This is a genomic window from Melioribacteraceae bacterium (assembly GCA_019638015.1).
GTDB lineage: Bacteria > Bacteroidota > Ignavibacteria > Ignavibacteriales > Melioribacteraceae > JAHBUP01.
The window spans coordinates 327,617-351,955 of record JAHBUP010000001.1; the positions used below are offsets into that span (position 1 = coordinate 327,617).

Consider the following 24,339-nt stretch of genomic DNA (forward strand, 5'->3'; position numbering starts at 1 on the left):
AGAAAGGAACAAATCCAGGAATCATTAATTTCTTGCCCAATATAGCACTTGATCTTTAAAGTTGAAAGGGAAGAGGTTTATAAAAACATATAAAATTTAGCTGAAGGTTTATATTTAAAATTATTCATATTTATAAGTATTCATGCATTTCTTAAAAACACAAACAATGAGGTGAGCCAAAGAATAACTAATCTAATTAGTAAAATCACAACACTCTTTATCTAGATCAAAATCTATATTAATAAAAATACCTCAATTAGTTTTCCGGTCTATCCAATATTTCTTTTAAAAGTTTTAATAAATCGCGTCTTTCAAAAGGCTTCGCGAGATAGTGTGTAAACCCTTGTGCTAAAAACTCTCTTCTGTTTACATTAGACGCATAACCGGTAATTGCAACCATTGGAGTGTTAGAAAATTTATCCAGTTTTTTTATCTCAGTCAAAACCTGAAGTCCGTCAATACCTTTTCCAAGATTAATATCAATTAGAAGTATGTCGTAAAAGTTCTCTTTGGCCATCTCAATTCCAGTATAACCGTCTCGAGCAAAATCAACAATTGCATACTTATGCAAAAACTTTTGAACAACCTCAATATTAAATTGATTGTCTTCAATTAAGAGAACTGATGGTGTTTTGGCTAAAGCTTTACTCGTTTCGTCTTGGTCGTCATTCATAATTGGGTGGGTATTAATTTCGTTATCTTCTTCAGAATTAATGGTATAAATATCATTATTTAGCGTAATAGTGAAGCAAGAACCTTTATCAACCTCGCTAACTACGTCAAGATTGCCACCAATTAAATTCACAATTCTTTTACTAAGGGATAAGCCTAATCCCAGACCTTCATAATCTCTTCTAAACCCTTCGCTCAACTGTTTGAATTCCCTAAAAATTATTTGCTGATCCTCTTTTTTAATACCAATACCGGTATCGCAAATATGTATTAATGCCTTTGTTCTTCCTTCTGAAGCCGGTTTATATTCAAGAGTTATTTTAACCTCTCCTTGGAAGGTGTATTTAAAAGCGTTTTCAACGATGTGATTAATTGCTTTAGATAGTAATGATTCATCTAAGACGGCAATTACAGTTTTGTCAGGAAGTTGAACAATAAAATTCAGATTTTTTTCCGCAGCCAATCTTTGATACTGTGTTGAAAGCTGTTTACAGAAAATATTAAGATCTGTATCGTTCTTTGATATTAGATACTCATTATTTTCAAGTTCAGTAATCATTAGAACAGAATTAAGCGTGTTCATTAATCTTTTTCCGGAACGAGCAATTTTTTGAGCCATTTCGGCTAGCTCATGGTCTGGGATTTCTTCGGCAAGCAGTTGAGCAAATCCTAGAATTCCATTTAAAGGGGTTCTAAACTCATGGCTTACGTTTGCTAATAATGACGATTTTAATTTATTAGCTTCCTCAGCTTCAAGCTTTGATTCAATTAGAGCTTCTTCAGTTTTTTTTCTATCTGTAATATCCTCTTTAATTGCCAGATAACCGGTAGTTACTCCCCTTTGATTTTTAATTGGCGAGATAGAGGCGAACTCCCAATAAATTTCTCCCGATTTTTTTCTATTTAAAAATTCTCCACGCCACTCTTTTCCAGATGAAATTCTATCCCATAAATTATGATATTCGACATTCTGCGTACCTGCATTTAAGAAATTAACATTTTTGCCGATAGCTTCATCAAATGAATAACCTGTAATTTCAGAAAATTTTGGATTAGTATATGTTATTATTCCTTTTGTATCGGTTATTACAATAGCGGCGGGACTCTGCTGAACTGCACTTGAAAGTTTTCTTAACTCGGACTCGGAATTTTTTCTATCTGTAACATCCCTTAGCACAACTTGAACGGCTTTTATATCTTTGAATACAAATGGAATTGAAGAGACCTCAACAAAAATAATTTTACCGTCGATGCGTACATATTTTTGCTCGATGGTGGGAAGCTTAACTTCTCCCATATCCATCTGCTTCTGCCTAATTTTAGTAATTTCAATGCTATCAGGGTGAACATAATCGTAAATGGAGCTGCCGACTAACTCATCGGGATAATTGTGCCCTAAAAGTAAAGCTGTTGCTGTATTTGCAAAAATTATTGTATCGTTTTTATATACGAAGATAGGCTCAGGAGAAAAATCGAAAAGGTTTTTATATCTCTCTTCGCTTTCTTGAATCATCTTTTCCGACTCTTGAATTTGAGTTATATCATCACCCAATGAAAGAACACTGTACGTTTCTGTAAATTGATCATAAATTAAAGTATTAAACCAGACAACTAACTTCTTACTGCCGGCTTTGGTAGTTACTTCTTTAGTAATATTTTTTTGAATAAAATTGTTTTTAAGCAGATCCATTACTGTCGAATTCAAATCAACAGTATTTTTATCGATAAACATGTCAATAAAATTTGAATCGAGGATATCTTCTTTAGTATAACCTAGTAGTTTTTCAGCAGTTGGGTTGATATTAATTATGGATATATTTTCGTTACGCACGTTCCAGTAAATCATAGCAAGGGGAGAGTTTAACAAGGATGATGCGAGTATTCTGTTTTGTTCTTCACTTTTTTGGATTATGCTTTCTGTTTCTTTTCGTTCACTGATGTCGCGTGCCGATAGAATTAGACGCTTCTGATCTTCCAGAATTGCAGACTTAATATTCACCTCAACCCAAAAAACAGATCCATCCTTTCTTTTTGCCAGCCACTCAAACATATCTTTACCACCATTAACAACAGAAAAAAACTTGCGAAGAGCACTCTTTCTATCATATGGATACTCATTAATACTAATATTGTCGAACGACAATTTTAAAAATTCATCGTGTGTGTAGCCGGTTATTTCGCTTGCTTTATTATTGGAGTCGAGTATTTTTCCATTTGTTGCATCAAGAATAAAAATGGCTTCATTTACCGAATCGAAAATAGTTTCCAGATACTGTTTATGTTTATGTATTTCCTGCTCGGCATAAAATTTTTCTGTGACATCCTTAATTGTCGTAATTACATATTGCTCATTGTTTATAGAAAACACCTTAGCGGCAAATAGCGAATAAATAATATCACCATTTTTGTTCACCAATACTCTTTCGCAATTTGGATAATCGCCAGTATTTTTTAATTGCTCAATAAAACGGTCCCAATCCTCAAGATACTTCCATACATTAAAGCTAAGTAGATCTCTTCCCAGAACTTCTTCGGTACTATAGCCAGATAGAAGCTCAAAGCCTTTATTAACTTCAATTATTACATTATCGTTTAATCGGTTAATAATAATGCCATCCGAACTGTTATGAAAAGCTTTTGAGAATTTTTCTTCGGAATATTTAAGATAATTCTCCATTGCTTTTCGTTCACTGATATTATTAAAAGTAATCAAGATTCCTGTGATTTCTCCACTTGATTTTGCAATGGGAGAAAATGTTGTAGATAACCAAAATTGTTTAGCTGTTTCCTTTATATCAAAAAAAGTATCGGGTAAAGTGGAGGTATGGTTCTTGAGCGCTTCATTTAAAGCTCTTAATATCACAGATTTATCGGTAATTGCTTCAAAATATTCGGGGAATGGTTTTCCCAAAACTTCACTAAATGGAATACCGGTTAAGGCTTCCATGAAAGGATTCCACACTTGAATTTCGAAATTAGTATTTAAGTAAGCCATTCCGAATTTTGCATTAGAGATAATTTCCTGGCTAAATTTATTTGATTCAAACAACTGTGCCGCGGCTTTTTTCTTCTCGCTTATATCTCTTGTGATTGATAAAACCATTTTCTGATTATCGAGCGTAACAACTTTTGCAGATAATTCAACACTTTTCTTTGAACCATCCTTTCTCCGATGAACAATTTCTGTATCAAGGAAACCGGTTGAATGCAGTTTTTGCATGTTCTCTGGAATATTAGCCTGTGTTTCCTCATCATCAATATCACTAATATTCATCGTCATTAATTCTTCTTTTGTATAACCAAGTAAGTTGGCAGCTGCGTCATTTACGTATTTGATCGAGCCAGCCATATCTAAGAGAAAAACCGAATCAACTACTGAATTAAGTAGATCCGCTTGCAACTTGATTTTTTTTGCATCCTCTTTCTTTTCAGTAATATCATCATGAAAGGATATTTTATATTTTTCATTATTTAACTCGATAAGTGTTGATGACATTGAAATAATTCGGAAACTTCCATCTTTTCTTCGATGGCGAGCTTCAAACTCAGTTATGAAGCCGCTGGTTTCTAATTTTTTAATGTGTTGAACACGGTCGTTGTAATCAAACCAAATGTTTAATTCCTTAGAAGTTTTCCCAATTACTTCGGCTTTAGTCCAGCCGGTTAATTTTTCGTATGCTTCGTTAACATCAACATAAACTCCATCCGAAAGTCTGGTTATACTTATAGAATTTAATGCTGCATTGAAAGCTTTAGAAAATTTTTCTTCCGATTCTCTCAAATATTTTTGGGCATGATGCTTCTCGGATATATCTACGGCAATCCCAATCAAACCAGAGATTGAGCCATCCTCTTTTTTTACAGGACTATATTTTGTTAGAAAAACCTTATCCCCCACAACTTCTGTGGTTTCAACCAGCATACCATTTAAAGCATCCCTTACACCCTGTTTTATTTTAGGATTATCATTATAAACATCATATGCTGAGAGTCCTACCACTTGCCCCGGTTTTAATCCTAATGATTCTAAAGCCTGTCCTTCAGACATTGTAAAAACGCCATCGCTATTTATAGCAAAAAGTATTACAGGCGAATTTGTTATTGTGGTGTGAAGAAGGTCCTCATGTTCGCAGGAAACACTTTTGTAATTAATATATTCGGTAATATCATGAACAACGCCGTAGTAAGATTTAATATTAAGTTTGGCATCAATAAGTAGTGATTTACCCGTTTGTTCTAGCCAAATTGCCGAGCCATCTCTTTTAACCAGTTTAAATTGAATTTTATGAGAATGGTCAATTTCTAAATTTTTGATGCTGGCTTCAAAATTAATTCTATCATCTTCTGGAATAAGTGCTGTCAAATCAGAAAGGGTTTTAATTTGATTATCACCATATCCAGTAATAGATTCAAATTTCCCTTCAATCCATTCTAACTCATAATTGCTATTGGCATCACTAACACAATAAAAAGTATAGTAAGAAATTAGTTCGGAAAAAATCTCCACCATTTTCGAGTTTTTTGATGATCTATGTCGACTCAAAATATTCCTCTATTTGTATCATTATTAATAACTATTTCTATGTAATCTACTTACCAGTTAAAAGTATAATTTATAACGGTAACGAAAAATAAAATGTACTTCCTTTACCCAGCATTGATTCTACCCAAATGCATCCACTATGTTTTTCGATAAAATCTTTGCAAAGAATTAAACCTAGTCCAGAGCCCGACTCAGAATTAGTGCCACGAGTTGAAAAATGAGTTTCATTCTTGAAAAGCTTGGCAATGTTTTGCTCAGAAATACCAATTCCATCATCTTTTACCGAAACTATCAACCTATTCTCTTTGATGACATAACCAACTTCAATAATGCCGCCGGTTTGTGTAAACTTAATACTGTTCGAAATTAAATTTCTTAGAACAGTTGCAATCATATTTCTATCATAAATTAAACGGAGAGGCTTTTCAACTAATAGATTAATTTTAATTCCTTTCTTCTCTAACAAATGAGTTACAGAGTTAATTGCCTCGAGAATATCATCTTTGATTGAATTTTCCAACGGGTCAAAATCAATTCCCCCCTGCTGTAACTTGCTCCATGTTAAAAGATCTTCCAGCAATCGATGTTCGGCGCGTAATCCATCAAGAAGTTTATTAGTAAAAGTGATTCTTTCTTCATGTGTTAATTCATCATCTTCCAAAAGTATGTTCGTAATTCCAATCAAACCTTGAAACGGACTTCTCAAATCATGGGCAATAATAGAAAAGAACCTATCTTTCATCGCAACTAATTTTTTCAGATCTTGTTCCGATTTAGCGAGTATTTCCCGGTCCAATTTTCTTTCGGTGATATCCAGCAAATAGCCAAGATAATGTGTGATATTATTTTCTTTATCTCTAATAACAAGAGTATAATCGCTGAACCATCTATACTCCCCTGAATTGTGTTTTAATCTATATTCCTGCCTAAAAGTAGGTAACTTACTCAAGCTATAGTCCCGAATTTCATCAGCAACCTTGTAAAAATCATCAGGATGTATTAATTCATGAAAATTAACTTTACCTTCAATTAATTCTTGGGGAGTGTATCCAAGTGCCGATTGAATTGAAGAAGAAACATATTCCACCGGCCAGTATTCTGCGGCACGCCACTTGAAAACAATAACAGGCCCATTTGTAAACAATTCCCGTTCTGTCTTCAAAGCTTCTTCCGCCATTTTTCGTTTTGTAATATCCTCAATTGTTCCTTCGTAGTATTTAATGTAGCCGGCATCATCTTTAACTACAACTGCATTCTCTTGAGTATAAATAATAGAGCCATCTTTTTTATAAAATGCAGTTTCAACAGAAGAAACACTACCACTGTTTTCAAGTAATTTTTGGTAATCTGACCGAGAGAGTACTTGTGAAACCATCATGTTATTTAAGTTCTGGGTTTGCAGATCTTCAAGTGAATTATAACCCAGCATACTTATTAGATGTGGATTCGCAATTAAAATGTGCCCATCAGTAGTGGTTCTAAAAATACCTATAGGCGCATTTTCGTAAAGATTTCTATAACGTTTTTCGCTTTCGCTAATTCTTTGTTCGGCAATCTTTTTTTCTGTTATATCGCGTATAACGGAAATGAAACCGATTGAGTTTTCCTTTTCATCTTTTACAATTGAAGCGCTCATTTCCAAATATTTCTTATTGTTATTTTTAGTGAGGAATGTATACCCCTTGTTGATAATAATTTCCTTTTTCAATAATTCCTTAAAATCCTCCCCGGCTTTACTCATGTGGTGCGACTCGAACAAATCGAAATAAGTTATTCCGATCAAATCTTTTTTATCAATATCTTCTTCGAACATTTTCACTGATGCATCATTTGCATAAAAAATGATTCCATTTATATCACCAACCACAACGCTTTCGTGCAAAAAGTCAACTGCTGTCTCGAGTCTTTTAAGTGTTAACTCCGTGTTTTTTATTTCAGTTACATCAAAGGCGGTTACCACAAAGCCGGCAAATTTGGAGTCGTAATCAAACCTCGGAGAAGCATTACACAATATCCATCTATAGTTATTCTTTGAACTTCTAATCCTAAATTCAATTGAATAATTATTTTTTTTCTTTTCGAACTGCTTAATTTTTTTTATAACATCTGAAGCATCATCGGGATTTAGTCCATCTTGCCATCCATTCCCTAATTCTTGCGCCAAGGAACGATTAGTAAAATTTAACCACGCATTATTAAAGAAAATAGCGCCCTTATTGGGTGTAGTTATCCATAGAAAGGTTGTGGTTGCGTTAATTAGTTCGTCACAACTGAATTTCTCCAGAACTGATTTATTCTTTTCCTCGATATGTGGTTGGTTCATTTTTTTCATCAATACTAATCTTTCATTACTTTTTCTTGTATGATAAAGCGAAAGCAAAACGATAATTATCTTTTACGGAAAATTCATATCGTTTATTTTCAGAGTGCGAATTATATCCCTTAGCATCATCGATCAATAATTTAGACTCCCACGAAATATTGTATTTATTTTCAACAAGTAAGAGTTTAATCTTTTCAAAAAGGGATGAGGCTGTCTCACGGAATATCTCATTAGCCACGGCACTTTCTCTTTTTTGAAGGTTACTCACGATATTTGAAAAGTTAACAATTGTGTTTTCTGCCGCGAGAAGAGTAAAATCAATAATCAGATCCTCCTCGTTTACTGTTAACGACATTTTCGCACAATAACGGTTTTCATCTTCATTTTGATTTGTATCATCGAGAAAATTAGGCACTTCTTTAGCCATGTCGCTAAAAACAAATGTGATCGATTTTCGAATATTGGAATCTTGCTCATTAAAAAATTCGTTTACTTTATCAAGCGGATCGACCATCGAGAGTACAACTTTATCAAACTCTCTCAAAAAAGAATCCTGGTCTTTAGTGAGTTTAAGAATTCCATCATATACAAATAATTTGTTGGAAACAGAATCAGAATCGTTAATCATTACAAAAATAGAAACTGGAGCATCTTTTGCATATTCTGGAATTTTTTGTGTAATTATCTTTTTATCGAGCAAATTCAAATGATCACTGAAGATTATTATTTGCGGTTTTTTTGATAGAAAATAATTTAAAGCCTCGGTTCCAGTTGCACACTCATTTACTTTTAATCTTTCTTTAAGCCATGTGGAAACCATTAATCGCTGCCGTAAATTATTATCCACCAGTAAAATTTCAGGCTCTGAATTAACTTTAGTAATAAAAGTTCTCTTTCCAAAAGAGGTTAATTTTTTCTCATCTTTAAGTTTATTGATATAGTTTAGAATTCGCTGAAATGATTGTTCAACATCAATCGGTTTTAGGATATAATCAGAAATTCCAAGTGATAATAAAGTGGCAATCACATTTTTATCATTTAGAGCAGTAATCATCATAACAGGTAGTTTTTGTGTTACTGGATTTGTCCTTATCCGGCTGAGCGTAGTTATTCCATCCATTACCGGCATTGTAATATCCATAAAAACTAAATCGGGATGATGTTCATTAATAGCATTTAATCCCAATTCGCCATTCGAGGCTTCAAATATGGAACAGGGAAACCTTCTTTTTAATAAAGTCCGCAATACCATTCTAACATTTTCGTCATCATCAATCACTAAAAATTTTAGCATTTACTTTCCTACCATGATTTATAGTTATACTTACGGGTAACATGATTAATGTACCCTATTATTGTTTATTTATTCTCTATTTAGCTTCAGAAATTCCTCGCACAATCAAAATCTAATTTCAACCAAATCTAGCAATCTGGATTATGAGGAGATAATACGGCAATAAAAGTGCCAAAAATGAAAAATATAAATATTTATGAGTAAGTAAATAAACCAAAAAAAGCTTTAATAATTGAAAAAAAAAGACAATTAATAAGAATAATAAACTTGGCGCGGTTCGTTTTTTATAAATAGGGGAAAAGAGAATAATAATAGACTGCTGGCTAATATTAACCAGTTATTAAATAATAAAAGAATGAGGTCGAGAAAAAAAATAATTATTAAAGTGGTATCAAATTTGTCCAGTTTAATTCGATAATGGATTATAAAAATATGATACTAGTAACTATAAATACCGAAGGGCCGAGCTGCCAGATAGATTTACGCCACAGATTGACAAGCGTTTGTCTCATTAAAAAACTAAAAAACGAAAAGTCTGTTTTTAATAGAAATTTCACCATTTTCGTTTATTTGCTGCATGGGTGGGCGTTATTAATTAAGCGACTTGGGATTTCCAAAATCCGCCAAATATTGATGTTATAGTTTTTCATCTTGGAAAAAATATTTCACAATTACCTATTAACTTTTTTGCAATTACTCCCGATAATAAGTCCAAAAATAAATTTTAATAAAGTGGCATGTGCTTTGTCATACATGCATAAATAAGAATCACAAAAGGAGTGCAAATGGCTAACATTCAAGAAAACAAGACCGAAACCACAGAATTATTGCAACTGGTAAGCTTTAAAATTGCGAACGAAGAATTTGCGGTTGATATTCTGAATGTTCAAGAAATCAATAAAATGACCCAAATTACAAAAGTGCCTAACGCACCCGATTTTGTTGAAGGGGTAATTAATTTAAGAGGCAGAGTAATACCTATTATAGATCTGAGAACAAGATTGCGCCTAGAGAAAAAAGAATATGATAAAGATACCAGAATTGTGGTTGTTGAAATCTCTAATAAAACAATAGGATTTATTGTTGATGCGGTTCGAGAAGTGTTAAGAATTCCAAAAAACATAACCGAAGCTCCACCAGAATTGGTTTCGGGAATCGATTCAGAATTTATTAAAGCGGTTGGTAAACTTGAGGATAGACTTTTAATATTAATTGATCTCAATAAAATTATTACACTGGAAGAATCGGCTCAGCTAAGTGCTGTACACTAATTATCCGGCGCTAACTTTTTTTTTTGATATAAAGTAATTAAAACAAAATTCGATAATGGATTATAATTATAACAAGGACTGTTATATGAAAACTAAAATATTAAATAGGACGATAATACTTTCGCTGTGTGCATTTATTATATCAGCAGAAAACATTGTGACCGGAAAAAATTTGCTGCCTGGTGAAGAAGATTATGTTGTATTCGCCGAAAAAATGCCCGCTCCGGTTGGGGGTGTTGAAGCAATTATGAAAAAAATTAAATACCCCCCAATGGCTCAAAAAGCCGGCATCGAAGGAAAAGTCTATATCCTGATTTATATAAATGAAAGTGGCGGAGTGGATGATACAAAGGTAGTAAAAGGAATTGGAGGAGGATGCGATGAGGAAGCCGCCGATGTTATAAAGGGGCATAAATTTAGCCCAGCGGAGCATAATGGCGCTGCGGTTAAATCAAAACTTTCACTCGCGATTCAGTTCAAATTAAAATAATTGTGGAGATTAAAATGCAGTTTATTCAAAAAATGAAACTTATTAGAAAAATTCAGCTTAGTGTGTTTTTTATTGCGGCTGTCTCGACTATGATTGCTATTGTGGCATTTGTTGAGCTAAAGAATACCGATACAAATAAGGAATTATTATTTAATGAATTTCTGACGCCACAGAAAAAAATTAATGAACTTTATAATCGGTTCAAGGGAATTCAGTTCACTCTTCTCAAATTTTCTATACCCGACTTTACCTCAAGTACAGAAGAGAACATGAAATTCATTTCAAAAGAAAAAGCTGCAATAGATACTATTTTTAAGTATTTGCAATCGCAGGAATTTGATCCTCAAGTAAAAACAGAAATTGAAAACGTTGGTAAAATTTGGGTTAATTATAAAAATGTGGTTGTTGATGCGATATTAAGTGCCGCTTTAATGCAAGATCTGGAAATGGCAACAGTTATTACTACAACTTCCGGGGAGGAAATTTCAACACAAATCGAGAGTAAGTTTGCCGATGTTGAGAACTCTCTAAATGAAAGAGGAACAACACTTGGCAATAATATCACTGATGGAACAACTAGAGCCATTACTCTTATTGTAATTGGTATGCTTGTCGGCGCTATCGCATTCGGAATAAGTGTTTTTATTGTTGCTCCAACAATTGTTAAACCTCTTAAAACCTTTATGCAAGTTCTTAATTCATATGTCCTTGGAAACTATAATGTAGAACTTAACATTAAGAGCCAGGATGAATTTGGTGAGATGCAGAAGATGCTGATCAAGTTAAAAGATGCGCAATTAGAAAAAATAAAAGCAGCAGAGAATATTTCTAACGGAATTTTTGAGAAGGTTAATGCAGCCTCTGCAGACGATGAATTGGCTCACCACTTTAATAGAGAAATAGAAACATTTCAAGAAGTGATTAGCGAAATAACTACGCTAACCGATGCCGCGGCTCAAGGTAATTTGAAAATAAGAGGAAATGCCGATAACTATCAGGGTGACTTTAAGAAAATTATTCAAGGTGTAAACAATACTCTTGACGGTGTCATATTCCCATTACAGGAGGGCGCCGAAGTTCTTGCCTCAATGGCAAATGGTGATTTAACTGTTAGAGTTAAAGGAGCTTATAATGGCGATCTGAAATTAATTACTGATAGCATTAATCAAGTTGGTGAATCATTGTGCGATGCTCTTGGACAAGTTAATGAAGCTGTTTCAGCTACAGCAAGTGCCGCAAATCAGATTTCATCCAGTTCTGAAGAAATGGCCGCCGGCGCACAAGAACAATCAGCTCAAACTTCCGAAGTTGTTGCCGCTATAGAAGAGATGACTAGAACAATTATGGATAATACTAAAAACGCTTCCTTTGCCGCTGAGACAGCTAAAGGCGCAGGAGATAAAGCACGTCAGGGTGGAAATGTAGTTTATGAAACTATTGATGGAATGAAGCGCATTTCGCATGTGGTTACCAGCTCAGCTCAAACAGTTGCGGCTTTAGGTAAAAGCAGCGATAAAATTGGTGAGATAGTTCAGGTAATTGATGATATTGCTGATCAGACAAATTTGTTAGCTCTTAATGCCGCAATTGAAGCCGCGCGTGCAGGTGAACAGGGAAGAGGATTTGCAGTTGTAGCTGATGAAGTTAGAAAATTGGCCGAGCGTACAACGAAAGCAACAAAAGAAATCGCAAATATGATTAAGACAATTCAAAAAGAAACTCTCGAAGCTGTAAAATCTATGAATCAAGGTACTGAAGAAGTTGAAAAGGGAACGGCTCTCGCAAATAAAGCCGGAGATGTGCTTAAAGAAATTATTGAAGGCGCACAAAAAGTAACAGATGTTGCAGTTCAAGTAGCCGCCGCCAGTGAGGAACAATCTAATTCTTCCGAACAAATCAGCCGAAATGTTGAAGGTATTAGTAACGTTACAAGAGAAACAAGTACCGGTATTAATCAGATTGCCCGTGCAGCAGAGGACCTTAGTAGATTGACTGTAAATCTACAAGAGCTGGTTTTCAAATTCAAAGTTTCATCTAATGGACACTCGCTCACAGCTGGTAAATCTAGACATGGAGAAAAACTGCTCCACCATGGTCGACATTAATATTCTTAAACTTGGGCGGATTTATTCCGCCCTTTTATCTCGTCAACCAAAGATTGCCTCAATCAATTAGTTCGTAACAAAATAAAACACCCCTTGTTGACGTAATTCCTAAAAAATATTATAAAGAATGATAATTCTATTACCCTATTTTCTGCCGGACTTAAATTGTAAACTTATTAAGTGTCCGGCATTTTAATTTTTAAACTAATTGTATTCGCCTGACAATATTAACTTATTGTTAACAATCTGTAAAACTGTTAAACAAAAGATTAATCCTTTCGATAATGGGGCAGTTGTGACATAGTCCTTTAATTTACAGAGGTGAGTATCATGAAAATATTTCTAATTGTAATATATCTTTTCGCACTCAATTTTATTGAAGCGAAACAAATGTCTTTCTTTCCAGGTGAAGAAGATTACCTAATCGCTGTTGATAAACCAGCCGCTCCGGTAGATGGAATTGCTTCAATTTATAAAAAAATTGTTTATCCCCGGTTTGCTATGGAAACAAAAACACAGGGCAAAGTATATCTGCTGATTTTGATTAATGAAAAGGGGGACGTTGATCAGGTAAAAGTGGTGAAAGGAATTGGTTCTGGCTGCGATGAAGAGGCGGTAAAAGCAATTCAGAAAACTAAATTTACTCCGGCAGAGAATGGTGGGGTTAATGTCCCTTCAAAATTAACAATTGCCGTTCAATTTAAAATTGATGGATAGCTGTCAAATAGTGTAATTACGTAGCATAAATTTAAGCAGGGGGAAATTAATGGCGATTTTAGCAAAAATTTTTTGCTGCGATCTCCATTTTTTTTAATTCAGAGATTAAACTTTTTTAAAATTATCCCGATAATTATTCCGGATAATAATAACTAAAAAGGATGGTTTCATGAAAAGAAAATTTCTAATCTTGGCTTTAATGATTTGTACATTTACATTTAACCAAATAAACGCTTCGGCACTATTTTCTGGTGAAGATGAATATATTCTTGCAATGGAAAAACCTGCAGCTCCTGTAGATGGACTTCAAGGCATATATCAAAAAATAACATATCCAAAAATCGCAATCTCTTCAAAAGTTGAGGGCAAAGTTTATGTTCTAGTTTTAGTTAACGAAAAAGGGGACGTTGACGATGCTAAAATTGTAAAAGGTATTGGCGCCGGATGTGATGAGGAAGCAGTAAAAGCAATCAAAAAGACAAAATTTTCTCCCGGTATTCATAATGGTCAACCTACAAAATCAAAATTATCATTAGCCGTTCAATTTAAGCTCTCTTAATTTTAATAGGCAATCGCTAACCCAAAATTAGTGATTGCCTAACCTTATTTCATTCTCCTTTGTACTTCTCAATTACTCGTGCCCCTCATCTATAATATAAATATTGCCAATTGGGTGTTAAATTATTAGATTGCTTCCAACTCATCACTCTATTATACAGAGGGCTATGGAAGATCAAATACAGGCAAATAAACTTTTATTACTCGGAAAGCTCACCGCAAGCCTGGTTCATGAAATTAGAAATCCACTTTCTGCTATTAAGCTGAATTTGGATTATATGAAAATGGCCAGTGAAGAATTGCCTTCCGATATCAACGAAATTATTGGGGAGTCACTTGACGCATTTGAGCAGGTTAATTTTTTAATTGAGGATGTTCTTGATTTTACCCGTAAACCCACTGAAAAGAATCATCAAATTTCATTGGAAGCGGTAACGGACCGGTGTTTAAAAATTATAACAATTAGCGCCCGAAGAAAAGGAATGACGATTCAAAAAGATTTTGCTCATGAAATACCAATTTTTCATGCTAATAGAAATAAATTGGTTCAAATTTTCTTGAATTTAATTAATAATGCTATTGAAGCCTCTCCCGAAAAAAGTTTTATTATAATTCGTGGTTTTTCTAAGGAACTTGAGAATAAAACCGAAATAATTTGGGAAGTTGAGGATTTTGGATGCGGAATTAAGGAAGAAGATAGAGATAGTATATTGCAGGGATTTTACACTACCAAAAAGGATGGACACGGTATTGGTTTGGGAGTTTGCTTTTCCTTGATAAGAGAGTTAAACGCGGAAATATCTTTCGATTCTATTTATGGAAAAGGAACTACATTTTCTATTAAGTTTACTGTTGATAAATAAATTCGTTCATAAATTCAGTTTATACTATGACCCCCAAAATTCTTATAATTGATGATGATGATCTCGTTTCGGCATCCTTAAAAAAGGTATTAACAAGACTTAATTTCAATGTTGAAGCATGTTTAAAAGCAGGTGAAGCCGAAGAATTGGTAGCATCTTTTCAGCCAGATATTATTCTACTTGATATATACTTAACCACTCATAACGGAATTGATATATTAAAATTGCTAAAGAAAAAATTTCCATCCATTCCTGTAATAATGATAACCGGGTACGCCGATGTAAAAATTGCGGTTACTGCTATTAAATCGGGCGCATTCGATTTCCTGCTAAAACCAATAGATTTAGAACAATTAAAGTTTGTGCTCGATAAAGCAGTTGAAAATCTAAAACTGAAATCGGAAGTAAATAAACTCCAATCATTATTAGAAGTTAACCATCTAACCAAAGAATTTTTTGGCAAAAGCTCAAAAATTCAAAGGATAGTTTCAAGCGTTGAAAAATTAGCTTCAAGTACCGATACAACAATTCTGCTCGAAGGAGAATCGGGAACTGGTAAAGAGGTATTTGCTAAATTTATTCATCAAAGAAGTCCCAGGGCTAATGCTCCATTTATAACTATCAATTGCGCCACTATTCCAAAAGAGTTGGCCGAAAGTGAATTATTTGGACACGAAAAGGGAGCATTTACAGGTGCCTCTTCAAAAACCAAATTAGGAAAGTTTGAACTTGCTGATGGCGGTACAATACTATTAGATGAAATTGGAGAACTGTCGCTGGATATGCAGGTTAAACTTCTGCGCGTTCTTCAAGAGAGAAAGTTTTACCGTCTGGGTGGAGAAAAGGAAATCTCAGTAAATGTGCGTGTACTTGCCGCAACCAATCGAAATTTGGAGGATGAAGCCGCAAGGGGCGCATTTAGAGAGGATCTTTATTACCGACTAAATGTGGCGAAAATTACAATTCCAGCATTACGAGAGAGAAAAGAGGACATTGTTTACATTGCCTATTCTTTCTTGAATGAATTTTCTCAAAAGTTTGGTAAAAATATTCAGGGGATTGATAAATCCGGGATTGAAGTATTAAAGTCATATTCATGGAAAGGCAACATTCGGGAACTGAGGAATGTGATTGAAAGAGTAATACTTCTTGCTGAAGAAGAAGAATTAAATGAGACACATTTTTCTTTTTTGATGAACGCAAAAAATGTTCATGAAGCCGAGGATGATAAATTTGTACTTCAAATTCCTACTAAAGGCATCAAGATAGATTTTGTATTAAAAGCGCTAATCTTAAAAACGCTCAAAATAACCAATGGAAATCAGGTTAAAGCCGCTAAAGTATTAGGGCTTTCCCGTTCGAAGCTAAGGTATAGAATGGAGCAACTCGGAATTGAGGTAACAAAAAACATCGAATAGTATTAGGCGGAATTGAAATATTCCGCTCCCTCATCTCAATCAAATCAATTTTCCTTCGATAATATAATTGAATAATAAAGCGACTGGTGAAAAATCAGTTTTTATTTAATTCCACTTACATGGCTCCAGGATGAATGAAAAAGTATTAATATACTGTAATAGCGATGAGGAGAGAAAAAATCTATGTGATCTTCTTGAAAAAGGTGACTACAATGTTTTAGAAGCAATTGACGAAACCTCCGCTTTCGAAACAGCTGCTCGTGAAATACCAGATTTAATAATTGCTCATAACGGATGTATGGATGAGGAGCATTCACTTTTTAATAAAATTAGAAATGAGCGACTAACTTCAACGGTTCCATTTATTTGTATAGCAGAATTCAGCACAATTGATGAACTCAGAGAAATTTTAAATCGTGGGGTTGATGATTGCATTCAAATACCGGTTTGTGAAGAAACTGTCCTCCAAACTGTGAATGCAAATATTAATAAATTCAAAAAATTTGATTATAAACTTAATCAACTAAAGGATAGTATTGCGCTTTACATTCCTCATGAATTAAGAACTCCGCTTGCTTCAATATTGGGATATACCGAATTATTAAAAGAAGAATTAAAGGATGTATCAACATCACCCACTGTTCAATGGATTATCAACTCAATCTATGATTCGGGTATTAGATTAAATGAAGTGGTGAATAAATTTATAAAATATGCAGAAATTACAGCAGCTTCTGCTGATCAAACCACCATTAAAAAATTGAGAGATAATTTAATAGTTTCTGCGGAGGTGAGCATTCGTTTAATATCGCACAAAATTGCTGTTAACTATAAAAGGGAAAATGATCTTGAGTTTGAAATTAACGATGCTTCTCTAAAAATGATTCCAAGCTATTTTGAGTTGATAGTTGAAGAATTGATTCAAAATGCATTTAAGTATTCAAAGTTAGGAAGTAAAGTTAAGATTTTTACAGAACGATCGGGTAGAATGTTTATTATGCAGATTACTGATAATGGAATTGGAATGACACCTGACCAAATTAATAGAGTTAGCGCCTTTACTCAATTTGATAGGAATAGAAACGAAATAGAGGGCAATGGACTTGGATTAATTACGATAAAAAAAATTATTGCTATGTATGATGGCACCTTTTATATGCAAAGTGAACCGCAAAGGTATACAAGAATTACCGTTGGACTTCCAATCTGAGAAAGAAATTCAAAAAAAAAGTTAAAAAATTAGAGATTATAACCGATAATGAATTCGGAATTAAGTTCTGCAATATTTTGGCGATAAAGTTTCACATGGCTAATATTGTACATTTCACATAGTAACCGGCAATATTTAGAGCAGAATAAATCCCAAAAACTAAGGCACGCAAATTGTCATATTATTAAAAAAAGTTGATATATATGGAAAATATGAATATAACCGAGGCTTTACCAAAACTTACCAATGGTACTTCAGAAGAAAAAATTGAAGTGCTCGAAAATTTGATGTACGAAGAAATTCCGGAACAGTTTCTGGTTCCAATCGCCAACTGTGCATCCGATAATGACAAAGGAGTGAGAAATGCCGCAACCACTCTGATGCTGAGTCATCCTCATAAAACATTTTCGGATGTAGTGGTAAATTTTGTTGATTCATCGGATGTAGCGGTTAGAAACCTTGCCGGGGAAATATTAATAAAAATGGGTTCTTTATCGGTTGAGCCAATTATTAAATACGATCATAAGAACGATAATGACACAATAAAATTTGTTGTGGATGTGCTCGGACTCATCCGGGATTCCTCCTCTTCAAAATTTATAATGGACATTTTAAGCACATCAGAAAATGATAATGTAATTCTTGCGTGCATCGAAGCCCTTGGAAACATTAGCTATGATGGTGCCGCTGAAATAATAATTTTATTATATGATAGAAATGAACTCTACAAACCCACTGCTGTGGAAGCACTTGGTAAGATTGGTTCACCTGTTGGGTTAAACTTTTTAATGGAAAAATTTGCAGAGGAAGATGAACTAACAAAATATTCAATTTTGGATAGTCTTGGAGAATTGGGAGATATTGACACTTATTTCTTTCTTCTCGAAAGAATCAATGATGTCAGCGGTCCGCTGGTTCTTCCCCTCATCACTTCCATTGCAAAATTGAAAAATAAATTCTCGCTCGATATTCCTTTCGATAATCGAATGAAAAATTTATTGATATATACACTTAACGAGGGGAGTCCCGATCATCAGAGAATTGCTTTTTCTATGATTGAATCTTTTGACGACAGCGATATTTTAACCGCAGGATTGAATTTATTAGGACGTGATTATGAACTTGATGAGATGATCCGTTCAAAAATTTACAGTAACTCATCGTTTATTTACCGTGAAGTTTCAAAAATTATAAATCCTTCTTCCGAGAACCTGAGGAATGTTGTAAACTTATTTGCATCAACAGTTAGCTATGTTAAGGATTTTCAAATCAAGATAGATATTTCAATTTTAGAATTGAGAGGTATTGTTCATACAATGAGTGGACTTCTCGAACATCATGATGAAGAAGTTCGGAAATCGGCGATGGAAATATTATTTAATCTTGACCCGGAGAGTGCCCTGCTTTTTGTTGATACAATGGCGAATGATGAAAACATGTGGAACCGATTGAGATTGCTGGAAATTTTGGAATTGATTGAGGGGGAAAACTCAAACTCGGCTATACTAAAGCTTGCTGGGGATCCCGATGAAATGATTCGGGAGCGTGCAGAGTATATCGTTAATTCAAGAAATATTAATCATCTATCTAATTGAATTAAATTATGAATCCATCACCAAATTTTAGTGCTCCAATCTCATCAATTAATGTTGCTTCTCCAAAGCAGGCATTTATGTCGCAGCCTACTTTCGAAATAATTCGAAAATTCATTTATGAAAATACAGGCATCTATTTCCAGGATAATAAAAAATATTTTCTTGAGAGTAGACTTCAAAGAAGAATGAATTTTTTGGGATTAAAAACATTTGAAGAATATTTTGATCAGATTCGGTATTCATCCGGAGCAGCCGCAGAGAAGAAATATTTTTTTGAAGCAGTTACTATTAATGAAACTTTTTTCTTTAGAAATCAACCGCAATTAGATGCGCTTGCTTCTCATATTCTACCCGAAATAATTAACACCAAATTATTTACCGGAAAAAATAAACTTAAAATTTGGAGCGCCGCAAGCTCATCAGGTGAAGAAGCGTATTCGGTTGGAATGGTATTTCAAGATTTAATTAAACCGCGTTATTCAAATTTTGATTTGGAAATAGTTGGTACAGATATTAATAGTGCTGTTGTTGAAACAGCTAATGGAGGAATTTACCGCGATTACTCTGTTAGGAATACCCCACCATATTATCTAAAAAAATATTTTAAAACGGCCGGTGGCACTTTTGAAGTCCATCCCGACGTAAAAAAAATGGCCTCGTTCAAGGTGATGAATTTATATGATGATACGGCTATGCGGGGCATGTTTAATTTTGATGTGATTTTTTGCGCGAATGTACTCATTTATTTTGATGCGGCTTCAAAAATAAAAGTTGTATCGCATCTTTATAACTCACTAAATAAAGGGGGATATCTGTTTATTGGTTATTCCGAAACACTGCATGGTATTTCCAAGGCATTTAAACTAGTCAGTTTTCCAAATACTGTTGGTTACAAAAAGGAGTAGAGTGTTATGAAAAAAGTAATTCTTGTTGCCGATGATTCCCCGACAATCAGAAAATTTGTTTCGGTTGCCTTATCGGTTAAAGGTTTCGAAATAATTGCGTGCTGCGACGGTATGGAGGCTATTGAAATTTTACCAAATCATAAAATTGATTTGGTAATAACTGATCTGAATATGCCAAATGTTGACGGATTTGAATTAATTAGCTCGATTCGCGGTAACGAGTCGTATAAAGATCTACCAATTATTGTTCTTTCATCTCTCGGTAATACAGAGGATATACAAAGAGGATTAGAGTGTGGAGCAAATTCATATTTAGTGAAGCCCTTCGATCCTAAACGGGTAGCTTATGAAGTTTCTAAATATTTAAACTAGAGGTTAATTATGCCATTAAAATTCTTAGTTGTTGATGATTCAGTAACCATGAGAAGAATTGTTGTTAATTCTCTCAAAACTATAGGTCATAACGAGTTCGTTGAAGCTGGTGACGGCAGAGAAGCACTAACTAAACTTCAAGCCGATGATACAATTAATTTTGTTATTACAGATTGGAATATGCCAGATGTATCGGGACTTGAGTTGGTTAAGTCAATTCGTTCCGATAATAAATTTGGAGCAATTCCAATATTAATGGTTACTACAAGAGGTTTAAAAGAAGATATTCTTGAAGCCCTTCAGGCAAAGGTTAATAATTATGTCGTAAAACCTTTTACTCCTCAGGTGTTAAAAGAAAAAATTGAACAAATAATAGCAACACCAGCATAAGGAATTCAAATATGGCATCAGAAAATTTTGAACAAGTATTTCAGAAACTCGGCGACTTGAAATCTTTTTTTGTGTATGGACAAAGATTAGTCCCAATTTTTCAGAAAATTATTGATTTTATGCAGGATACAGTTCCTCTCCTAGAAAACGTAAATCAATCTATTCACGATAGCACCAGTAAAATTCCAAAAGCCGCGGTACAGCTTAGCAGTGTTACAAATGCCACGGAATTGGCAACTACAGAAATTCTGGATACTGTTGATACGCTTATTGGGGAAGTTACTCACATGAAATCGAAACTTAGTGATTTACGCAGCAGACTGGGAGAATCAAAGGAATCACTTGAGCCGGAAGTTGATGCAATAATTACTACGGTTGATAAAATTGAAATGGGAATGCTCAATATAACTTTATCGTTACAGGTACAAGATATTACAGCACAGCAATTATCTTCAGTTAATCATTTAATTTCTTCTATTCAAGATAAGCTTGCTTCATTATTGGTCGATTTGAACACTAAAGAAATTAAAACAATACCAACAATAGATGATATGGAAATATCAAAAAACGCCGCTTTTAATCCTAATGCTCGTTATGAAAAAAGTGATGCAAAACAGGACATAGCCAATAAAATGGTGGATCAAATAACTAACCAAACTTCTCAAGCTGAAATTGACAAATTATTTGCACAAAAATGAGCGAAAATAAACAGTTAGAAACTTTAATCGATCCCGACATGAGGGAAATTATTGAGAGCTTTTTAGTTGAGACAAAAGAGATTCTCGATAAACTTGACTTCGATCTTCTTGAACTAGAAAAACGACCGGAAGATTCAGAATTGTTAAATCAAATATTTAGATCTTTCCACACAATTAAAGGTACATCGGGATTTCTTGGACTCGAAAAACTACCTGAAGTAACTCATAAATGTGAGGATATTCTAAATAAACTTCGCAAAGGGGAAATGCAATTATCCACTCCCTTGATGGATGGAATTATTTTTGGTTTTGATACCATCAAAGAGTTAGTAAGTAAAATAGAAAATGATAAAAATGAAGATGTGGATACGAGTAACGTAAATAAAACGCTTGAAAGGCTTTTGCCGGGTGATATCACAGAGAAATTTGATGATGATGATTTAGCGAAAATGATCGATTCTCAGAAAAATACAATGAGGGAAGTGGAATCCTCAGCTTTAGTTACCAATCAAGATACAGCTAATGAAACAAATGCACCGGTAGAAAACATTAGCAATTTGCCTGCGAATATTGCAGAAAATATTCCTCAAAAAGTTGATATACCAAAACCGGATGCACAGAAGAAAAAAACAACCGAAACCGTTGCCGATAATACAATTCGCGTGGATGTTGAGCGGTTAGATAATTTGCTTGATATAGTTTCAGAAATTGTTTTGGGAAGAAACCGCCTCGCACAAGTTAATTCGGAATTCGGCATCGCTAATGAAGGAAGTAAATATTCAAAGGACTTTGGTGAAGTAACAAAACAAATTGACTTAATGACCACCGAACTTCAGCTTGTTGCTATGAAGCTAAGAATGATTAAGATTGGAAAAATATTTAACCGATACCCACGACTGGTTCGCGATTTATGTAAAGATCTCGGTAAAGAAGTTGACTTGGTGATTGTGGGAGAGGAAACAGAAGTTGATAAAAACTTAATTGAAGAAATTAATGATCCGTTGGTTCACTTAATTCGCAACTCAGTTGATCATGGCGTTGAAATGCCCGATATAAGAGAAAAAGCGGGCAAGCCTAGAAAGGGAACTGTGGTTCTTTCGGCTGAGCATTTAGGTAATAATATCCAAATTTCTATTGAAGATGATGGCAAAGGAATTAATCCTGATATTATTAAAGAGAAAGCGATTTCTAAAGGGTTGATTTCAAAAGAAAGAGCAAAAGACCTTTCACGCCAAGAAATTCTGAATTTAATTTTTCTCCCCGGTTTTTCCACCGCCGAGAAAGTATCAAATGTCTCGGGGCGCGGTGTGGGAATGGATGTGGTAAAAACTAATGTTTCCCGACTTCGCGGTATCATCAATATTGAGTCGGAAACCGGGAAAGGAACTAAAATAATTATTAAACTTCCATTAACTTTAGCTATTATTCCTGGCATGATTGTTAAGGTACGGGGTGAAGCTCTTGTAATTCCTCTTGGTTCGGTAATAGAAGTTATTCGGGTTAACAAAAACCAGATTCATACAATAAAAGGAACAGAAGTAATTAATGTTCGTAATTCTGTACTTCCAATTGTGAGTATGGAAAATTTATTGAAGAGTACTAAACAAAGAACCTATGAAGAAGAACCTGAACTTCAATATGTGGTAGAGGTTGGAATAGCTGAAAAAAGATATGGAATTAAAGTTGATGAATTAATAGGTCAACAGGAAGTTGTAATTAAATCATTGGGCGCTTATCTCGGTAAAATAGATGGATTAGCCGGCTCAACAATTATGGGAGATGGAACTGTTGTGATAATTATCGATATTAATGAATTATTCCACAAACTGGAAATGCAGTCTTGAGTTTATCAGATAAAATTACTGTAGTTGTTATAGATGACTCTGCATTCATGAGGAAATCATTATCATTAATGCTAAGCAGCGATCCGCAAATTTCGGTTGTTGGTACTGCTCGCAATGGTCTCGAAGGAATTGAGCTCATAAAAAAAACAAATCCGGATGTTGCCACACTTGATATTGAAATGCCTGTAATGGATGGATTGACTGCCCTTAAAAAAATAATGGCAGAATGCCCTACTTCTGTTATAATGGTAAGTTCTTTAACAACAGAGGGGGCACAATCTACTATTAAAGCTATGGAATTGGGCGCTGTTGATTTTATTCCTAAAGAAATGTCATACGTTAGTGTGAATATCTCTCAGGTAAAGGATGATTTAATTCAAAAAGTAAAAGCTATTGGCAGACAGAAAGCAGTAAGAGATAGATTAAGAAGATTAAGAGCTGTTGAAAACCGACCTAGAATGACATCGACCAATTTGACAAGAATGGAGCTTCCTAAAATTGGGTACCGAGCAATATCCCTTGGTATTTCTACGGGCGGTCCATTTACTCTTCAAAAAGTATTACCTGAATTATCCGACTCTATTAAAATTCCCATTTTTATTGTTCAGCATATGCCCCCAAAATTTACAAAGTCGTTGGCAGATAGATTAAACTCAATGTGCAAACTCGAAGTTAAAGAAGCTGAAGATGGGGAGACAATTCAAGCCGGTAAAGTTTATATTGCTCCGGGAGGAATGCACATGAAGATAAAACAAGGTACTGCCGGAAATAATTATATTTATATTACAAGAGAACCAAGCGATACACTTCACCGTCCAGCTGTTGATATCACTATGAATTCGGTTATAGATGCTTATGGTAAATATACACTTGGGGTTATAATGACTGGTATGGGCAAGGATGGTTTTGAAGCAATAAAAAGGTTGAAATCACTTGGCGGTTATACAATAGCACAGGAAGAAGAGAGTTGTGTAGTATATGGAATGCCAAAAGCTATTGTAGATGCAGGTTTTGCCGATATGATTTTATCGGCAGAAAGAATTCCACAAATTATTAATAAAGCGGTGTAAG

Annotated in this window: 18 protein-coding genes; 15 read left to right on the forward strand and 3 right to left on the reverse strand. The window is 34.3% G+C overall.

From position 1 onward, the window contains the following. Positions 1–256 precede the first annotated feature (256 nt). From KF816_01420 to KF816_01430, 3 genes are all read right to left on the reverse strand, one after another. Entirely contained in the window at positions 257–5,215 is a 4,959-nt protein-coding gene (locus KF816_01420) for a PAS domain S-box protein (protein ID MBX3006663.1), read from the reverse strand. A 70-nt stretch (positions 5,216–5,285) separates the two neighbouring features. Continuing rightward, positions 5,286–7,547, reverse strand: coding sequence for a PAS domain S-box protein (locus KF816_01425; GenBank protein MBX3006664.1), 2,262 nt, complete (start codon positions 7,545–7,547; stop codon positions 5,286–5,288). A 16-nt stretch (positions 7,548–7,563) separates the two neighbouring features. Next, the gene (locus tag KF816_01430) at positions 7,564–8,832 is read right to left on the reverse strand and encodes a response regulator (GenBank protein MBX3006665.1); all 1,269 of its coding nucleotides are present in this window, start codon (positions 8,830–8,832) and stop codon (positions 7,564–7,566) included. 785 nt (positions 8,833–9,617) lie between these two features. On the opposite strand from KF816_01430, the gene KF816_01435 reads away from it, so the two are divergent. The 15 genes from KF816_01435 to KF816_01505 all read left to right on the forward strand — a co-directional run bounded on the left by KF816_01435 (position 9,618) and on the right by KF816_01505 (position 24,338). Continuing rightward, on the forward strand, positions 9,618–10,103 hold the full coding sequence (locus KF816_01435; protein ID MBX3006666.1) for a chemotaxis protein CheW: 486 nt from the start codon (positions 9,618–9,620) through the stop codon (positions 10,101–10,103). A gap of 85 nt (positions 10,104–10,188) precedes the next feature. After that, complete coding sequence (locus KF816_01440) at positions 10,189–10,593, forward strand: energy transducer TonB (protein ID MBX3006667.1); 405 nt, start codon at positions 10,189–10,191, stop codon at positions 10,591–10,593. Positions 10,594–10,607: 14 nt separating this feature from the next. Next, complete coding sequence (locus tag KF816_01445; GenBank protein MBX3006668.1) at positions 10,608–12,698, forward strand: methyl-accepting chemotaxis protein; 2,091 nt, start codon at positions 10,608–10,610, stop codon at positions 12,696–12,698. A gap of 330 nt (positions 12,699–13,028) precedes the next feature. Then, positions 13,029–13,415 (forward strand): energy transducer TonB, encoded by a 387-nt coding sequence (locus KF816_01450; protein MBX3006669.1) that lies wholly within the window; start codon positions 13,029–13,031, stop codon positions 13,413–13,415. 169 nt (positions 13,416–13,584) lie between these two features. Beyond that, positions 13,585–13,974, forward strand: coding sequence for an energy transducer TonB (locus KF816_01455; protein MBX3006670.1), 390 nt, complete (start codon positions 13,585–13,587; stop codon positions 13,972–13,974). Positions 13,975–14,140: 166 nt separating this feature from the next. Then, positions 14,141–14,836, forward strand: coding sequence for a HAMP domain-containing histidine kinase (locus tag KF816_01460; GenBank protein MBX3006671.1), 696 nt, complete (start codon positions 14,141–14,143; stop codon positions 14,834–14,836). A 26-nt stretch (positions 14,837–14,862) separates the two neighbouring features. Continuing rightward, positions 14,863–16,254 (forward strand): sigma-54-dependent Fis family transcriptional regulator, encoded by a 1,392-nt coding sequence (locus KF816_01465; GenBank protein ID MBX3006672.1) that lies wholly within the window; start codon positions 14,863–14,865, stop codon positions 16,252–16,254. 130 nt (positions 16,255–16,384) lie between these two features. Further along, the gene (locus KF816_01470; GenBank protein ID MBX3006673.1) at positions 16,385–17,464 is read left to right on the forward strand and encodes a hypothetical protein; all 1,080 of its coding nucleotides are present in this window, start codon (positions 16,385–16,387) and stop codon (positions 17,462–17,464) included. A gap of 203 nt (positions 17,465–17,667) precedes the next feature. Continuing rightward, a complete protein-coding gene (locus KF816_01475; protein MBX3006674.1) occupies positions 17,668–19,059 on the forward strand; it encodes a HEAT repeat domain-containing protein in 1,392 nt (463 codons plus the stop codon). Between the two features lie 77 nt (positions 19,060–19,136). Beyond that, positions 19,137–19,964 (forward strand): protein-glutamate O-methyltransferase CheR, encoded by an 828-nt coding sequence (locus KF816_01480; protein ID MBX3006675.1) that lies wholly within the window; start codon positions 19,137–19,139, stop codon positions 19,962–19,964. Positions 19,965–19,970: 6 nt separating this feature from the next. Further along, positions 19,971–20,336, forward strand: a complete 366-nt coding sequence (locus KF816_01485; protein ID MBX3006676.1) for a response regulator — start codon at positions 19,971–19,973, stop codon at positions 20,334–20,336. Positions 20,337–20,345: 9 nt separating this feature from the next. After that, complete coding sequence (locus tag KF816_01490) at positions 20,346–20,726, forward strand: response regulator (GenBank protein ID MBX3006677.1); 381 nt, start codon at positions 20,346–20,348, stop codon at positions 20,724–20,726. A gap of 11 nt (positions 20,727–20,737) precedes the next feature. Beyond that, positions 20,738–21,424 carry a hypothetical protein gene (locus KF816_01495; protein ID MBX3006678.1) on the forward strand — a complete coding sequence of 229 codons (687 nt, stop codon included), beginning with the start codon at positions 20,738–20,740 and terminating at the stop codon, positions 21,422–21,424. Continuing rightward, positions 21,421–23,268: a chemotaxis protein CheA gene (locus KF816_01500; GenBank protein MBX3006679.1), complete on the forward strand. Its 1,848-nt coding sequence runs from the start codon at positions 21,421–21,423 to the stop codon at positions 23,266–23,268. Before KF816_01495 ends, KF816_01500 begins: the two co-directional genes overlap by 4 nt. Next, entirely contained in the window at positions 23,265–24,338 is a 1,074-nt protein-coding gene (locus tag KF816_01505; protein ID MBX3006680.1) for a chemotaxis response regulator protein-glutamate methylesterase, read from the forward strand. Before KF816_01500 ends, KF816_01505 begins: the two co-directional genes overlap by 4 nt. The last annotated feature ends 1 nt before the right edge of the window (position 24,339 follow it).

Bases quoted from the DNA above. Each gene is read 5' to 3' on its own strand.
- KF816_01425 (MBX3006664.1), bottom strand. From the start codon at position 7,547: ATGAAAAAAATGAACCAACCACATATCGAGGAAAAGAATAAATCAGTT.
- KF816_01430 (MBX3006665.1), bottom strand. From the start codon at position 8,832: ATGCTAAAATTTTTAGTGATTGATGATGACGAAAATGTTAGAATGGTA.
- KF816_01435 (MBX3006666.1), top strand. From the start codon at position 9,618: ATGGCTAACATTCAAGAAAACAAGACCGAAACCACAGAATTATTGCAA.
- KF816_01440 (MBX3006667.1), top strand. From the start codon at position 10,189: ATGAAAACTAAAATATTAAATAGGACGATAATACTTTCGCTGTGTGCA.
- KF816_01445 (MBX3006668.1), top strand. From the start codon at position 10,608: ATGCAGTTTATTCAAAAAATGAAACTTATTAGAAAAATTCAGCTTAGT.
- KF816_01450 (MBX3006669.1), top strand. From the start codon at position 13,029: ATGAAAATATTTCTAATTGTAATATATCTTTTCGCACTCAATTTTATT.
- KF816_01455 (MBX3006670.1), top strand. From the start codon at position 13,585: ATGAAAAGAAAATTTCTAATCTTGGCTTTAATGATTTGTACATTTACA.
- KF816_01460 (MBX3006671.1), top strand. From the start codon at position 14,141: ATGGAAGATCAAATACAGGCAAATAAACTTTTATTACTCGGAAAGCTC.
- KF816_01465 (MBX3006672.1), top strand. From the start codon at position 14,863: ATGACCCCCAAAATTCTTATAATTGATGATGATGATCTCGTTTCGGCA.
- KF816_01470 (MBX3006673.1), top strand. From the start codon at position 16,385: ATGAATGAAAAAGTATTAATATACTGTAATAGCGATGAGGAGAGAAAA.
- KF816_01475 (MBX3006674.1), top strand. From the start codon at position 17,668: ATGGAAAATATGAATATAACCGAGGCTTTACCAAAACTTACCAATGGT.
- KF816_01480 (MBX3006675.1), top strand. From the start codon at position 19,137: ATGTCGCAGCCTACTTTCGAAATAATTCGAAAATTCATTTATGAAAAT.
- KF816_01485 (MBX3006676.1), top strand. From the start codon at position 19,971: ATGAAAAAAGTAATTCTTGTTGCCGATGATTCCCCGACAATCAGAAAA.
- KF816_01490 (MBX3006677.1), top strand. From the start codon at position 20,346: ATGCCATTAAAATTCTTAGTTGTTGATGATTCAGTAACCATGAGAAGA.
- KF816_01495 (MBX3006678.1), top strand. From the start codon at position 20,738: ATGGCATCAGAAAATTTTGAACAAGTATTTCAGAAACTCGGCGACTTG.
- KF816_01500 (MBX3006679.1), top strand. From the start codon at position 21,421: ATGAGCGAAAATAAACAGTTAGAAACTTTAATCGATCCCGACATGAGG.